Origin of the sequence: Salmonella sp. SA14318, assembly GCF_029866905.1 — a bacterium.
Classification (GTDB): Bacteria; Pseudomonadota; Gammaproteobacteria; order Enterobacterales; family Enterobacteriaceae; genus Salmonella; species Salmonella enterica.
In genome coordinates, this window is the sequence record NZ_CP123282.1 from 3,632,585 (window position 1) to 3,647,629 (window position 15,045).

Here is a 15,045-nt window from a genome sequence, read left to right on the forward strand (position 1 = left end):
ACTGTCAACGATTGATATGAGTTAATTCCGGCGACATTGTACGTCGCATTTCAGCGCAGACGCCAGGCGTCGGCTGATTTTACAAGAGAGGCGCAAAAAGAAGCCGCCCTCAGGCGGCTCCTCAGGAAAATCAGGACTGCTTAGACATCGCAGCAACTTCTGCTGCAAAGTCAGTCTCGACTTTCTCAATGCCTTCGCCCACTTCAAAGCGGATGAAGCCAGTCACGTCAGCGTTGTGCTCTTTCAGCAGTTGGCCAACAGATTTGCTCGGTTCCATGACGAAAGGCTGACCAGTCAGAGAAACTTCGCCGGTGAATTTCTTCATGCGGCCTTCAACCATTTTCTCTGCGATTTCTTTCGGCTTACCGGACTGCATCGCGATGTCCAGCTGTACCTGGTACTCTTTCTCTACCACGTCAGCAGACACGTCTTCCGGCTTAACGAATTCCGGCTTGCTTGCCGCAACGTGCATCGCCAGCTGTTTAACCAGCTCTTCGTCAGCGCCTTTAGCGGCAACCAGAACGCCGATGCGCGCACCGTGCTGGTAAGAACCCAGAACGTCGCCTTCCAGGGAAGCGACGCGACGAATGTTGATGTTCTCGCCAATTTTCGCTACCAGAGCAACGCGCTCTTCTTCGAACTGTGCTTTCAGAACTTCTACGTCAGTGATTTTGCCAGCAACAGCGGCGTCCAGCACTTTGTCAGCAAATGCCTGGAAGCCAGCATCTTTAGCCACGAAGTCAGTCTGGCAGTTAACTTCCAGAATGAAAGCGACGTTACCGTCGATTTTGGTTTTGATTACGCCGTCAGCAGCCACGTTGCCTGCTTTTTTCGCCGCTTTGATAGCGCCGGACTTACGCATGTTTTCGATTGCCAGCTCAATGTCGCCATTCGCTTCAGTCAGCGCTTTTTTGCAATCCATCATGCCTGCGCCGGTACGCTCACGCAGCTCTTTTACCAGGGATGCGGTAATTTCAGCCATTCTAAAATCCTCGAAAGATTTGATCTGCCCGGCATCAAACCGCACAGATATAAAAGTGAAAAAGGGGGCCATATACAGGCCCCCTAACCAAACGTGATACTACCTGGTCTATAAGGGCTCTCCCCTTCATATTTCGAGCCGCAGGCGCGTTGCCTTCACTCGCTCATCCTGGTCACTTACTGATGTAAGCCCCCGGGAATTCTCGAGCTTGCCGCCTTCCTGCAACTCGAACTATTTTAGGGAGTTATCAAGCCTTATTACTCGGCTTCTACGAAGCTTTCTTCCGCCTGGGAAGCCAGATCCTGAGAACGGCCTTCACGAACGGTTGCAGCGACAGCGCCCAGGTACAGGCTAACAGCACGGATTGCGTCATCGTTACCCGGGATAACGAAGTCAACGCCGTCCGGATCAGAGTTGGTATCAACGATAGCAAATACCGGGATACCCAGGTTGTTCGCTTCTTTGATAGCAATGTGCTCGTGGTCAGCATCGATAACGAACAGAGCGTCCGGCAGACCGCCCATGTCTTTGATACCGCCCAGGCTGTTTTCCAGTTTCTCAAGCTCACGAGTACGCATCAGCGCTTCTTTCTTGGTCAGCTTTTCGAAAGTACCGTCCTGAGACTGAGTTTCCAGGTCTTTCAGACGTTTGATGGACTGACGAACTGTTTTCCAGTTAGTCAGCATACCGCCCAGCCAGCGATGGTTCACGAAGAACTGGTCGCAGCTGTTAGCAGCTTCTTTCACCGCTTCGCTTGCAGCGCGTTTAGTACCAACGAAAAGGATTTTACCTTTACGAGCAGAGATCTTGTTCAGTTCAGCCAGAGCTTCGTTGAACATCGGTACAGTTTTCTCAAGGTTGATGATGTGAACTTTGTTACGCGCGCCGAAGATGAAAGGCTTCATTTTCGGGTTCCAGTAACGGGTCTGGTGACCAAAGTGAACACCAGCCTTGAGCATGTCGCGCATGGAAACAGTTGCCATGATTTAAAACCTCTATAGATTAAGTTGGGGTTATGCCTCCACGTATCCCATATTACCGACCCCAAAGGGCACCCCGGAATATGTGCCGATACGTGTGTGTTGTTACACAAAGTGAGATTTGTCGCTCCCGTCCATCATGTGTAGTCTTCGAATGGATCGGAAGTCCGGCGCGCTTTATACCACAAATACGCCACCGACACCAATAATTGTTGGCACTCAGTGCTGAATTGAACGATGAATTTCGTGTTACAAGCAGGCGGCAAATTTTTGCATCCCCTGGAGCTTACGGCCAGTAAGTGACTGGGGTGAAAAAATGTCGCCAACGCACCTGTGGCACGAAAGGCGAAGTTCAGAATGATTCTCAATTTGGCAGGGTACACCCCTGACTGATACCATTGTCAGCACTTACACAATTATTGCCGAAATCATCGGCACTGATGGACAGAATTCATGGCTATCTCTATCAAGACATCTGAAGACATCGAAAAAATGCGCGTCGCGGGCCGTCTGGCAGCCGAAGTGCTGGAAATGATCGAACCGTATATCAAACCGGGCGTCACCACCGGCGAACTGGACCGTATCTGTAACGATTACATCGTTAACGAACAACACGCGATCTCCGCCTGCCTCGGCTACCACGGCTATCCGAAATCCGTCTGTATCTCTATTAATGAAGTGGTGTGCCACGGCATTCCGGATGACGCTAAACATCTGAAAGATGGTGATATCGTCAACATCGACGTGACCGTGATTAAAGATGAATTCCACGGCGATACCTCGAAGATGTTTATCGTCGGCAAACCGACCATTCTCGGCGAGCGTCTGTGCCGCGTCACGCAAGAGAGCCTGTATCTGGGCATCAAAATGGTGAAACCGGGCATCCGCCTGCGCACCATTGGCGCCGCCATCCAGAAATATGCCGAAGGCGAAGGTTTCTCCGTGGTACGTGAATACTGCGGACACGGTATTGGTCGCGGCTTCCATGAAGAACCGCAGGTGCTGCATTATGATGCAGACGATGGCGGCGTCGTGTTGCAGCCTGGCATGACCTTTACCATTGAACCGATGCTGAACGCCGGGGATTACCGTATCCGCACCATGAAAGACGGCTGGACGGTAAAAACCAAAGACCGCAGCTTGTCTGCTCAGTACGAGCATACTATTGTGGTAACGGAAAACGGCTGTGAAATTCTGACGCTGCGTAAAGATGACACCATCCCGGCGATCATCACACACGACGAATAATGTTTTGCCTGATGGCGATGCCTTCGCATCTTATCAGGCCTACAAATTACACCTTTACTCAAAATCATTCGAGTTGCCTCAAGGCGGCAAGAGAGTGAATCTTCAGGAGCGTACATAAGTACGTGACTGGAGTGAACGAGCGCAGCCAACGTAGAAGCAACTTGAAGGATGAAGAGTAAATACGTAGGCCGGATAAGGCGTTCACGCCATTATCCGGCTTTTTAATGGGTGGCGCATATGAATACTCTTCCTGAACAGCACGCGAATACTGCACTCCCCACCCTCCCTGACCAGCCGCAAAACCCTGGCGTCTGGCCGCGCGCTGAACTGACCGTCGCCGGTATCAAAGCCCGCATCGACATCTTTCAACACTGGCTGGGAGAGGCATTTGACAGCGGCATTTGTGCTGAACAGCTTATTGAAGCCCGAACCGAATTTATCGACCAGTTGTTGCAACGCCTGTGGATTGAGGCCGGTTTCGGTCAGATTGCCGATCTGGCGCTGGTCGCCGTCGGCGGCTATGGACGCGGCGAACTGCATCCGCTTTCCGATATTGATCTGCTCATTTTAAGCCGCAAAAAGCTGCCCGATGAACAGGCGCAAAAGGTCGGCGAGCTGCTGACTTTACTTTGGGACGTCAAGCTGGATGTCGGGCATAGCGTACGTACGCTGGAAGAGTGTCTGCTGGAAGGTCTGTCTGATTTAACCGTTGCGACAAACCTCATCGAAACGCGCCTGCTGATCGGTGATGTCGCTCTGTTTCTGGCACTACAAAAACATATTTTCAGCGAAGGTTTTTGGCCGTCCGACAAATTTTACGCCGCCAAAGTAGAAGAGCAGAACCAGCGTCACCAGCGCTATCACGGTACCAGCTATAATCTGGAGCCGGATATTAAAAGCAGCCCCGGCGGCCTGCGCGATATCCATACGTTACAGTGGGTCGCCCGACGTCACTTCGGCGCTACCTCGCTCGATGAGATGGTGGGATTCGGCTTTTTAACCCCCGCTGAGCGCGCGGAGCTCAACGAGTGCCTGCATATCCTGTGGCGCATTCGCTTTGCGCTACATCTGGTGGTCAGCCGCTACGATAACCGCCTGCTGTTCGACCGCCAGTTAAGCGTCGCTCAACGCCTTAACTACAGCGGCGAGGGCAATGATCCGGTTGAGCGGATGATGAAAGACTACTTCCGGGTTACGCGTCGGGTGAGCGAACTTAATCAGATGCTGCTTCAGCTATTTGACGAGGCGATTCTGGCGCTACCTGCGGATGAAAAACCACGTCCTGTTGACGATGAGTTTCAACTGCGCGGCACGCTTATTGATCTGCGTGACGACACGCTGTTTATCCGCGAACCGCAAGCGATCCTGCGGATGTTTTATATGATGGTGCGCAATAGCGCGATCACTGGCATCTACTCTACGACGTTACGCCATTTGCGCCACGCCCGCCGCCACCTGAGCCAACCGCTGTGTTACATCCCGGAGGCGCGCACTCTGTTTCTGAGTATGCTACGCCATCCCGGCGCGGTCAGCCGCGGCCTGCTGCCCATGCATCGCCACAGCGTACTGTGGGCTTATATGCCGCAGTGGTCGCACATCGTCGGACAAATGCAGTTTGACCTGTTCCACGCATACACGGTGGATGAACACACCATCCGCGTAATGCTCAAACTGGAGAGCTTTGCGAAAGAAGAGACGCGCCAGCGTCATCCGCTATGCGTCGATCTCTGGCCGCGGCTTCCCCATCCGGAACTGATCCTGATCGCCGCGCTGTTCCACGATATTGCGAAAGGACGCGGCGGCGACCATTCGGTACTGGGCGCGCAGGATGTACTCACCTTCGCCGAACTGCACGGTTTGAACTCACGCGAAACGCAACTGGTCGCCTGGCTGGTGCGCCAACACCTGCTGATGTCAGTCACCGCCCAGCGCCGCGACATCCAGGATCCGGAAGTCATCAAGCAGTTTGCCGAAGAGGTGCAAACCGAAACACGGCTGCGTTTTCTGGTCTGCCTGACCGTCGCGGACATCTGCGCGACCAACGAAACCTTGTGGAATAGCTGGAAACAGAGCCTGCTGCGCGAGCTGTACTTCGCCACTGAAAAACAGCTCAGGCGTGGAATGCAAAATACGCCGGATATGCGTGAGCGCGTGCGTCACCATCAGCTTCAGGCGCTGGCGCTGCTGCGAATGGACAATATTGATGAAGCCGCGCTGCACAAAATCTGGACCCGCTGTCGCGCTAACTATTTTGTTCGTCATAGTCCAAATCAGCTCGCCTGGCACGCACGCCATTTATTGCAGCACGATCTGCGCCAACCATTAGTGTTGCTCAGTCCGCAGGCCACGCGCGGCGGAACCGAAATTTTTATCTGGAGTCCGGACAGACCCTATCTGTTTGCCGCCGTCTGCGCCGAGCTGGACAGGCGTAATTTAAGCGTCCATGACGCGCAGATCTTTACCACTCGCGACGGCATGGCAATGGATACGTTTATCGTTCTGGAACCAGACGGCAGCCCGCTGGCGGCGGATCGCCATGACGTTATTCGCACCGGTCTTGAACAGACCATTACGCAGCGTAGCTGGCAGCCGCCGCAGCCGCGTCGGCAACCGGCAAAGTTACGGCACTTTACGGTTGAAACGGAAGTCAATTTTCTGCCCACCCATACCGACAGAAAATCATTCATGGAATTGATCGCGCTCGATCAACCTGGTCTGCTGGCCAGGGTCGGACAAATTTTTGCCGATCTGGGAATTTCGCTTCATGGCGCCCGAATTACAACCATTGGTGAACGAGTAGAAGATTTATTCATAATCGCCACAGCGGATCGGCGCGCACTTAATAATGTGCTGCAACTTGAGGTGCAACAACGGTTGACAGCGGCCCTCAATCCAAACGATAAAGGGTAGTGTGTTTATTTATATGAAAGAGTTTAACAATGCAGCAGTTACAGAACGTTATTGAGACCGCTTTTGAGCGCCGCGCCGATATTACGCCGGTTAATGTAGATACCGTGACCCGAGAGGCGGTAAACCAGGTCATTTCTCTACTTGATTCCGGCGCGCTGCGTGTCGCAGAAAAAATCGACGGTCAGTGGGTCACTCACCAGTGGTTGAAGAAAGCGGTTCTGCTCTCTTTCCGTATTAACGATAACCAGGTTATCGACGGTGCGGAAAGCCGCTACTTCGATAAAGTCCCGATGAAATTCGCTGATTACGACGAAGCGCGTTTTCAGAAAGAAGGCTTCCGCGTCGTTCCGCCTGCGGCCGTTCGTCAGGGCGCATTTATCGCCCGCAACACCGTGCTGATGCCGTCTTACGTTAACATCGGCGCCTACGTTGACGAAGGTACCATGGTTGACACCTGGGCGACGGTGGGTTCCTGCGCGCAGATTGGTAAAAATGTTCACCTTTCCGGCGGCGTGGGTATCGGCGGCGTACTGGAGCCGCTGCAGGCTAACCCGACCATCATTGAAGACAACTGCTTTATTGGCGCGCGTTCTGAAGTCGTGGAAGGCGTCATTGTCGAAGAAGGTTCCGTCATTTCCATGGGGGTATACCTCGGCCAGAGCACCAAAATCTACGATCGCGAAACCGGTGAAGTTCACTATGGCCGCGTACCGGCGGGCTCCGTGGTCGTTTCCGGCAACCTGCCGTCAAAAGACGGCAAGTACAGTCTGTACTGCGCGGTGATCGTGAAAAAAGTCGACGCCAAAACGCGTGGTAAAGTGGGCATTAACGAATTATTGCGCACTATTGATTAAGCGAGTGAAAAGCGGGGGCGACAGCCCCCCTTTGCATTACGGCGAATGCGGTAACACGGTTTCCGGCGCAATCTTTGCCGCAAACGCCGAAGCCAGCGCAGTTAAAACGACATAACCGGCAACCAAAGTCCAACTGTTATCATAGACTGCGCTTAACGCTTTAGCGATAAACGGCGTGAATCCCCCTGCCACAACCGCCCCCAACTGAGCGCCAATTGATGAACCGCTGTAGCGTACAGGCGGATGAAACAGTCCGGCGAAAAAAGAAGGTTGCACGGCATTCAGTGAATTATGACCAATGTTAATAAGCAGAACGTAGCCCATTGTCATCAGTATGAGCGAACGGCTTTCCAGCAGCCAGAAAAAGGGAAAAGCCATTGCCGCGACAAAAAGCGCGCCGAAAATATACACCTGACGGCAGCCACGCCGATCCGACATGTTGCCAAATAGCACGTGCATGGGATACGCCAGCAGACAGGTGAACATTACAATGTACAGAATAGTCAGGCTGGCAATCCCAAGCTGCGTTGTCGCCCAGGAAACCGCGAAGACGGTAGCAAGAAAAAAGGGAACGCTTTCCGCAAAACGCAGAATTATAATCAGCAAAATGCTGCGCCATTGTTCTCGTACTACTTTGACCACCGGCCTTTCTTCTCTTTGCTGTCTATGATTAATGGCCAGCTGCTTTTTAAACGCACGGAAGACAGGCGTCTCATCCAGACGATGACGCATATATAATCCAGGCAACACCAAAAGCGCACTGAGCAGAAAAGGAATACGCCATCCCCACGATAACAACGCCTCCTGCGGTAATTGGGTCACGACTATAAATGCGCCTGTCGCCAATAATTGTCCCGTGAGTCCTCCTGTTTGCGATAGCGCGCTTAACCGCCCCCGGTGCTTTCCAGCAGCATATTCCACGACCATCAACATGGCGCCTCCCCATTCGCCTCCAACCATAAATCCCTGTAGAAAACGCAGAATAACCAGTAAAGCAGGCGCCAGCGCGCCAATACTGGCGTAAGAAGGCAGGCAACCGATGAGAAACGTGACCGCGCCCATCCCCCCTAACGTGATTAATAACGTGTTTTTACGCCCAAGCGTATCTCCCCTGTTGCCAAAAAATAGCGCGCCCAGCGGTCGGGAGATAAATCCCACGCCGAAACTGGCAAAAGAAGATAACGTTGCAGTCAATGGGCTGGCGCCAGGGAAAAAAAGCGGGCCAAATACCAGCGCGCTTGCCAGGCCGTATAATAGAAAATCATAATATTCAATGGAGTTTCCTATCCAGGCGGAAACCACCACCCGGCGAATAGTAGCATTATACGTTCCGGACATAGACTCCGCCTCTCAAGGTTATCGACCACTGCCTCCGGTCAATTTCCCACACTGACTTCAAACGCTTTCTCTATAAACGGAATATCACGTTGAATTACTTAAGCTATCAATAACCGCCGCCCTTTTGCTCATTACGTTGCCGAGACGTCTTCTGCGATCAACCGCGCTTTTTTTGTATACACTGGTGGCGAAAAACCAATTTTTCGTTAATTATTCAAAAGTTATAGTGTGATGAAGGATACCGCTATGTATGACAATCTAAAAAGTCTGGGCATTACCAATCCTGAGGAAATCGATCGTTACAGCCTGCGGCAAGAAGCCAATAACGATATCCTGAAAATCTATTTTCAAAAGGATAGAGGTGAATTCTTTGCTAAAAGCGTGAAGTTTAAGTATCCACGCCAGCGTAAAACGGTGGTGGCCGATGGCATCGGTCAGGGTTATAAAGAAGTACAGGAGATTAGCCCTAACCTACGCTATGTGATTGACGAGCTGGACCAAATCTGCCAGCGCGACCGCTCAGAACTCGATCTCAAACGTAAGATCCTCGACGACTTGCGCCACCTGGAAAGCGTCGTCGCGAATAAGATCAGTGAAATCGAAGCCGATCTGGACAAGCTTACCCGCAAATAAAAAAGCTGCCGGGGCTTCATTTCGAGCCCCTATCACTCTGCTGCTCCCTCTCATCCGCCTCACGGCTACCGCCATTTTTCATCACTATGCCTCACAGCGGCTCTATACATATCATTTCGTTATCCTGCTGTATTTATTAATAAAAATAAAAAGCTATGTTCATCCTCCCTATTTATGGAGGTTATATGACTCAGGAAATCACGCTAACATGTTATTCGCTGCCTGCGGCCCCCGGACTGGATAACATCAAATTTGAAAAGGGGCGCGAGCACGACCGCCAGGCGCTGGGATTTATTCTGCCAGCGAATACGCAGCTGCAAATCCGCCAGCCAAATAACAACGCCGGTAACGCCAGACTCCGTCTGCTGTGCAATGACTCAGCGTGTGAGAAATCGCTTACGCTGAACGGCAACTGGCAAACGATCAGCACAACGGTCGATTCCGTTCCCTTTATTGATACCCTCTTTTTTGCGCAGGGCGGCGAGTTTTCGGTGATCTACCGACAGCCAACCAGCAATAAAAATTTGCCACACTGGCGTAAGGGGCAATCCGAAGACGCTTTTTTCCAGACCTGGGAAGAACAGGCGTCGCCTTTTGCCCTGCTGGAACTGGACCGCGTGCGTTTTCTGCTGCCCTGGGCGGATCGCGCTAATGTCATCAACGCCGGTATCACCGCGCTGGATGCGTACTATACGCGAGTGATCGACGCCTATAATGACTGGACTGGTCTCAGCGATAGCCCTGCTTCGCCGCTTAATCAAAATGTCGCTAACCGCTATTTTATTAAAGCGGATAAACACGGCGTCGGCGCGGCTTATTATCTCCCCTGGTGGTGCGCGCAAACGGCTGCAACATTAAGCCAGGGGTGGATCGATAATGTCGCCACGCAGTGGACGATTCTGCATGAAATCGGTCACGGCTATCAGGGCGTCTTTATGAATGACGTCGACCTGCCAGTCGGTGAGGTGTGGAACAACATTTACGCCGCGTTTTTCCAGCAGCTTAACCTGAACCAGGGGAACCATCTTTATACCGACGGCTGGCTCTACAATTACGGACGGCAGTCTGAGCAGGAATTGCAATTCATTACCTATCTGCGGAATCGCACGCCGGTTAGCGCCTGGGGCGTCCGCCCCCGCCTGCAATTTCTGATGCTGATGTTATTTAAAGGCGGAACAGAAGCCTTTCGGGTGTTTAACCAGAACTACCGCGAGCTGGGTGCTGGCGAAAACTTTTTGCCCTGCGAGCATCGTCTGACCGATCTGCTGGCGGACGCCATCGCCACAGCCTCAGGTTATGACGTCGCGCCGTTTATTCAGCTGTGCGGCTTACCGGTCGATGCGTTCACCCGCGAGCAGATCGCCGCACAGGCGGTAAAACCCGTCTGGCCGCTTTACGATCTGCTGCCGGAGCGCGAATGGGAAAGCGCGCGCCAACATTTAGGGCTGGACTCTTTTGTCTGGCTGGTTGAAAACGCCGAGCTGGCGGCGCTGAACAAAATGGGAACGCTCACGCTAACGCTGAATATCGATCAGCCGGAGCAACTTTATGGACGCGCCTTAACGCTACACGACAACGCCGGCAGCACGTATACATTGCCCGTCAACGACAGTACGCTCACGTTAACTCACCTGCCCATTGGCATTTACCATCTCACCCTGCCCAAAGGGCGATCGCAGAAATACCGCCCGGACACGGACTATGTGGTTATCCGCGAAGGGGAAAACGCACTTACCGTTAATTTCACCGCCTTGCAGGACAGCGCCGCGCATAACGAGCAGTTGATTTTCCTCGGCTACGGTGACATGCCCTTCGCCCGTTTAGCCGTGGATCATGAGGCCAGACAATTAGTTCTGGATATCACGAACGCCACGCCGCACAGCTACTTCGCGAATACGTTATACGCCAGCATAACGGTGTTAACCGCCAGCGGCGAAAAGGTTTTTGAACGTAAGATGAACGGAACAAAGTGCGCCACCGGAAAAATTGTGGTGCCGTTTAGCGACCACTACCACCTTTATCTTTATCATGCCGAGCCTGGCCGCCTGAAAGCCTCGCCGGGCTATCTGACATTGGTCTCGTCGACGAAATATCAGTTACTGCGTCTTGACAGCGAAGGGCTTTATCATTTTTCGCTCAACAACGATCCTGCCGCAGATCTCCAGGCTATGTTTACCCATCGCGCAGATGCTATCCGCGCCTGCCCTTTATTAATGGCGCAACCTTATGCCGCTTGCAAAAACGATCTCTGGCTGATGCTCTCCCATATTGAAGAGCCGACCCGTAGCGCGTTAATGCGCGACAGCGTTGATGTGCTGCCGACGGATAACAGCGAGCCGGGCGAAGGCATCGGTAAAGGCGTGACGTTGCAGTTACGCGGACAAGGCGACAGAACGTTTTGCCAGCTTGCTTACGATAATCGGCAACAGCGCATGACAATAGAAACACTGGCCGGGCAGCCTCATCCCTACTATACCGCGACATACAGCACGCTCACGGTAAAGGAGGAGTCCGGCGAGGTTATCTATAGCCGTCATTATGATGGCATCACCCACTATTCAGCCGATAGCGATACGGTTGTTTTGCAAGCGGGAATGTACATTGAGCTCTTCCATGACGAACCTTACCGTTGCAGCGCCATCAATGAAACGACCGGGCAAAACGTCACGCTGAAAAAACACAACCGCTGGCGCGTGGTGAGCGATGGGCTGGAGGTCGACTCACCGGAACAAACGGAAGAGAAAAATACCTCCGATGCTGCCGCATTATATGGTGATAAATTCAGCTGGCAGCTTATTGGCAAGGAAGAAAATGGTTTTGCCAGTATGGAAATAGACATCCGTGCGCAACAATTTATCTTTACCGCATACCCAATTGCGCCGCATAGCGACTTCGCAACGGAATATGCGGCAGTGACGATTTATAATACGCGCGGTACGGTGGTTTACCGTCAGTCGATAAAAGGTTCGGTGCAGCTTGGCGGCTATACTGACGTCTGCGGGCTGGATGAGGATTATACGATTGAGGTCTTTCATGCCGAGGGCGCAGACCAGTCGGTTATCCGCACCCCGCTCAATGGCGAAAGCTGGCCGCAGCCGCAATACGTGATCTGGCAGGTCACGGCGCGGGGATTACAGCGCCTGACCACGAATTAACCCCACCCCATCACAGCGTCTTCGGGCGCTGTGAGATTACGTTGTCGGATGGCGGCTTTGCCTAATCCGGCCTACCGCTTCGCCCAATTTTCCTGCTCTGATAAGCGTAGCGCCGCCGGGCTTAACGCTGTTCATCCAATTGCAGCGCCACATACAGCAACAGCCGATCGTCAAAATTTCCCAAATCCAGCCCGGTCAGTTCCGAAATACGATTTAGCCGATATTCCAGCGTGTTACGATGAATAAACAGCGCCTTAGAGGTCGCCAGCGGCTGGACATTATGGCGAAACCACGCCGTCAGCGTCCGACGTAATAACCCGTTGTTATCCATCGCTTTGAGTTTTACCAGCGGGCGCGCCAGCTCATTGGCCTGCCAGCCGCCACGCAGGCTATCTAACAGAACCGGCAGCATCAAATCCTGATAAAAATAGCTGCGGCTTTCTGGCATCCGCTGTTTGCCGACCATCATCGTGGTGCGCGCCGTGCGGTATGAGCGTGCAATACTGCCCGGCCCGGTAAAGTAATTGCCCAGCGCTACGCGAAAACGTAGCTGACCATTCTCTTTCATGCGCGAGATAAGCTGCTCTACGCGCTTACGATGATCTTCAGCATCCCAACGACCAAACGAGTTTAAGGCAGGTTTGAGTACCACCATCTCGGTGAGAGAAACAATGGCTATCAGGTTGTTACGCTCCGGCGTGGTAAGCGCATTCTGCAACTGCTGAAGTTCCGCCATTGCGCTATCGACGCCAAGCTGGCCGCTGTCGACTTCCACCACCGCCGCCACACGCGGCTGGTTCAAATCGATCCCCAAACGCTGCGCCCATTCCACCAGCGCCGGCGTATTTTCTTCGGCCTGAATCAGGTTCATCACCAGCTCTTCGCGCAAACGGCTATCCTGCGCCAAAAGGTGCATTAACCGCGACTGCTCCAGCATCATTTCGGCAGTCATACACACCAGTTCGCCATATTTACGCAGATGCTCTGGTTCGCCGGTGAGGCCGATCACGCCGACAATTTCGCCCTCAAGGCGTAAGGGAAGATTAATCCCCTGACGTACCCCGTGCAGGTGTCGCGCCACGGCGTCGTCGATATCCACAACCCGGCCTTGCGACAGTACTAACAGCGCGCCTTCGTGCAATTCACCAATACGTTCCCGATCGCCGCTGCCGATAATGCGCCCGCGGGCATCCATTACGTTGATATTGGTATCGATGATGCGCATAGTGCGCGCCACGATATCCTGCGCCATTTTGGTATCAAGATGCCAGCCAGCCATAAATCCCTCCTGTGAGCAGAGCACAAGCATAAGGAAGATGACAGGTCTCGACATTGTGCAAATGCACAAAACGGTGCAAATAAGTATGGAGTTGTGGGGGGTTTCACAGAAAAGTGTTGCCCCCTTCCATGGCGGAAGGGGGACAAAGGTGATTACTGCATCAGCAAATAAATAGAACTATCACCACGCTGAATATTCAGCGCCAGAACCGACGGCTTGCTGTCGAGAATCTTACGCAGTTCGGCGATATTTTTCACCGGCTGCTGGTTAGCGCCGATAATCACATCACCTTTTTTGAGGCCAATTTGCGCGGCGGGTGAATTCGCTTTCACGCTGCTCACCACAACGCCTTTATCCTGGCCTTTATTGCTCATTTCAGCGCCTTCAATCCCGCTGAAGATGGTGCTGGAATCAACCTGACTCTGGCTGCTCTGCTGCAGTTCCAGATTAACCGTAATCGCTTTACCTTCACGCAGCAGACCGAGGCTGATTTTGCTGCCGACCGGCATAGTGCCGACCTGAGCGCGCAGCGCCGCAAAGCTGCTGATCGGTTTACCGTTCAGCGAGGTAATGACATCCCCGGCTTTGATACCCGCTTTCGCCGCGGACGAATTCGGCATCACCTGGCTGACGAACGCGCCACGCTGGGCGTCGACTTTCATCGCTTTCGCCAATTCGGAATTCAGCTCAGTCCCCATGATCCCCAGTTCGCCGCGTTTCACCTGGCCGTATTCCACCATCTGCGACGTCAGGTTTTTCACCATGTTACTGGGGATAGCGAAGCCAATACCGATGTTGCCGCCGTCCGGCGCCAGAATCGCGGTGTTAATACCGATCAGCTCACCGTTCAGGTTCACCAGCGCGCCGCCGGAGTTACCGCGGTTAATCGCGGCGTCGGTCTGAATAAAGTTCTCGTAATTTTCTACGTTCAGGCCGCTACGCCCCAGCGCCGAAACGATACCTGACGTCACCGTTTCGCCCAGACCAAACGGGTTACCAATAGCGACGGTATAATCCCCCACGCGCAGCGCGTCGGAGTCCGCCAGCTTAATCGCCGTCAGGTTCTTCGGATTCTGAATTTGAATCAGCGCGATATCAGAACGCGGATCTTTGCCTACCACTTTAGCATCGAATTTACGCCCATCGCTAAGCTGTACTTTAATCACGCTGGCGTTATCAACCACGTGGTTGTTGGTGACGACGTAGCCCTTCGCGGCGTCAATAATTACGCCGGAGCCCAGCGCCATGAATTTCTGTTGTTGACCGCCGTTGCCGCCGTTACCGCCGCCCTGGCAGAACGGAGAATTCTGGAACGGAGAACCGTCCTGGCAGAACGGGGAGTCATCGCCAAAGAACTGCTGGAAATTACGCGGCATACGCGGCGTATTCACCGTGGTGCTACCTTCTACATTAATACTGACCACCGATGGCATCACTTTTTCGAGCATCGGTGCCAGGCTTGGCATCTGCTGGGCAGTCATTGCTGAAGAGGACGTTTCAGCCGCCGTGGCAGACAGAGGCGACAATGCCAAACCTAAACTCAGAGCCAGTGCACTCATTGCTAATGTGGTTTTTTTCATGTGTTTCAATCTCGATTAACAGGTAACGCAAAATTGCTGTGTACGTCAGATTCATTTTATAACGCGAAGTTCCGGAGCAAAGTTTC

General features: G+C 53.0%; 10 protein-coding genes. 5 read left to right on the plus strand and 5 right to left on the minus strand.

The window, feature by feature from the left end; genetic code table 11:
* Window positions 1-130 precede the first annotated feature (130 nt).
* Window positions 131-982: a translation elongation factor Ts gene (gene tsf / locus QEN32_RS17450; protein ID WP_000808106.1), complete on the minus strand. Its 852-nt coding sequence runs from the start codon at window positions 980-982 to the stop codon at window positions 131-133.
* 257 nt (window positions 983-1,239) lie between these two features.
* Window positions 1,240-1,965: a 30S ribosomal protein S2 gene (gene rpsB / locus QEN32_RS17455; RefSeq protein WP_000246886.1), complete on the minus strand. Its 726-nt coding sequence runs from the start codon at window positions 1,963-1,965 to the stop codon at window positions 1,240-1,242.
* A 450-nt stretch (window positions 1,966-2,415) separates the two neighbouring features.
* On the opposite strand from rpsB, the gene map reads away from it, so the two are divergent.
* The 3 genes from map to dapD all read left to right on the plus strand — a co-directional run bounded on the left by map (window position 2,416) and on the right by dapD (window position 6,974).
* Window positions 2,416-3,210: a type I methionyl aminopeptidase gene (gene map / locus QEN32_RS17460; RefSeq protein WP_001018214.1), complete on the plus strand. Its 795-nt coding sequence runs from the start codon at window positions 2,416-2,418 to the stop codon at window positions 3,208-3,210.
* A gap of 237 nt (window positions 3,211-3,447) precedes the next feature.
* Window positions 3,448-6,120, plus strand: a complete 2,673-nt coding sequence (gene glnD, locus QEN32_RS17465; protein ID WP_001094519.1) for a bifunctional uridylyltransferase/uridylyl-removing protein GlnD — start codon at window positions 3,448-3,450, stop codon at window positions 6,118-6,120.
* 29 nt (window positions 6,121-6,149) lie between these two features.
* Entirely contained in the window at window positions 6,150-6,974 is an 825-nt protein-coding gene (gene dapD / locus QEN32_RS17470) for a 2,3,4,5-tetrahydropyridine-2,6-dicarboxylate N-succinyltransferase (RefSeq protein ID WP_001186676.1), read from the plus strand.
* Window positions 6,975-7,010: 36 nt separating this feature from the next.
* Here dapD and QEN32_RS17475 read toward each other — a convergent pair whose 3' ends face one another.
* Entirely contained in the window at window positions 7,011-8,312 is a 1,302-nt protein-coding gene (locus QEN32_RS17475) for an MFS transporter (protein WP_265321990.1), read from the minus strand.
* A 246-nt stretch (window positions 8,313-8,558) separates the two neighbouring features.
* Between QEN32_RS17475 and QEN32_RS17480 the strand changes: the two genes are divergently transcribed.
* Window positions 8,559-8,945 carry a DUF3461 family protein gene (locus QEN32_RS17480; RefSeq protein WP_000272193.1) on the plus strand — a complete coding sequence of 129 codons (387 nt, stop codon included), beginning with the start codon at window positions 8,559-8,561 and terminating at the stop codon, window positions 8,943-8,945.
* A gap of 185 nt (window positions 8,946-9,130) precedes the next feature.
* Window positions 9,131-12,100: a putative mucin/carbohydrate-binding domain-containing protein gene (locus tag QEN32_RS17485; protein WP_079897985.1), complete on the plus strand. Its 2,970-nt coding sequence runs from the start codon at window positions 9,131-9,133 to the stop codon at window positions 12,098-12,100.
* 121 nt (window positions 12,101-12,221) lie between these two features.
* On the opposite strand, the gene cdaR is transcribed toward QEN32_RS17485, so the two are convergent.
* Together cdaR and degP are read right to left on the minus strand one after the other, a co-directional pair.
* Window positions 12,222-13,379, minus strand: coding sequence for a DNA-binding transcriptional regulator CdaR (gene cdaR / locus QEN32_RS17490; RefSeq protein WP_000929420.1), 1,158 nt, complete (start codon window positions 13,377-13,379; stop codon window positions 12,222-12,224).
* 152 nt (window positions 13,380-13,531) lie between these two features.
* Window positions 13,532-14,959 (minus strand): serine endoprotease DegP, encoded by a 1,428-nt coding sequence (gene degP, locus QEN32_RS17495; protein WP_000753958.1) that lies wholly within the window; start codon window positions 14,957-14,959, stop codon window positions 13,532-13,534.
* Window positions 14,960-15,045: the final 86 nt, after the last annotated feature.

Bases quoted from the DNA above. Each gene is read 5' to 3' on its own strand.
- tsf (WP_000808106.1), bottom strand. From the start codon at position 982: ATGGCTGAAATTACCGCATCCCTGGTAAAAGAGCTGCGTGAGCGTACC.
- rpsB (WP_000246886.1), bottom strand. From the start codon at position 1,965: ATGGCAACTGTTTCCATGCGCGACATGCTCAAGGCTGGTGTTCACTTT.
- map (WP_001018214.1), top strand. From the start codon at position 2,416: ATGGCTATCTCTATCAAGACATCTGAAGACATCGAAAAAATGCGCGTC.
- glnD (WP_001094519.1), top strand. From the start codon at position 3,448: ATGAATACTCTTCCTGAACAGCACGCGAATACTGCACTCCCCACCCTC.
- dapD (WP_001186676.1), top strand. From the start codon at position 6,150: ATGCAGCAGTTACAGAACGTTATTGAGACCGCTTTTGAGCGCCGCGCC.
- QEN32_RS17475 (WP_265321990.1), bottom strand. From the start codon at position 8,312: ATGTCCGGAACGTATAATGCTACTATTCGCCGGGTGGTGGTTTCCGCC.
- QEN32_RS17480 (WP_000272193.1), top strand. From the start codon at position 8,559: ATGTATGACAATCTAAAAAGTCTGGGCATTACCAATCCTGAGGAAATC.
- QEN32_RS17485 (WP_079897985.1), top strand. From the start codon at position 9,131: ATGACTCAGGAAATCACGCTAACATGTTATTCGCTGCCTGCGGCCCCC.
- cdaR (WP_000929420.1), bottom strand. From the start codon at position 13,379: ATGGCTGGCTGGCATCTTGATACCAAAATGGCGCAGGATATCGTGGCG.
- degP (WP_000753958.1), bottom strand. From the start codon at position 14,959: ATGAAAAAAACCACATTAGCAATGAGTGCACTGGCTCTGAGTTTAGGT.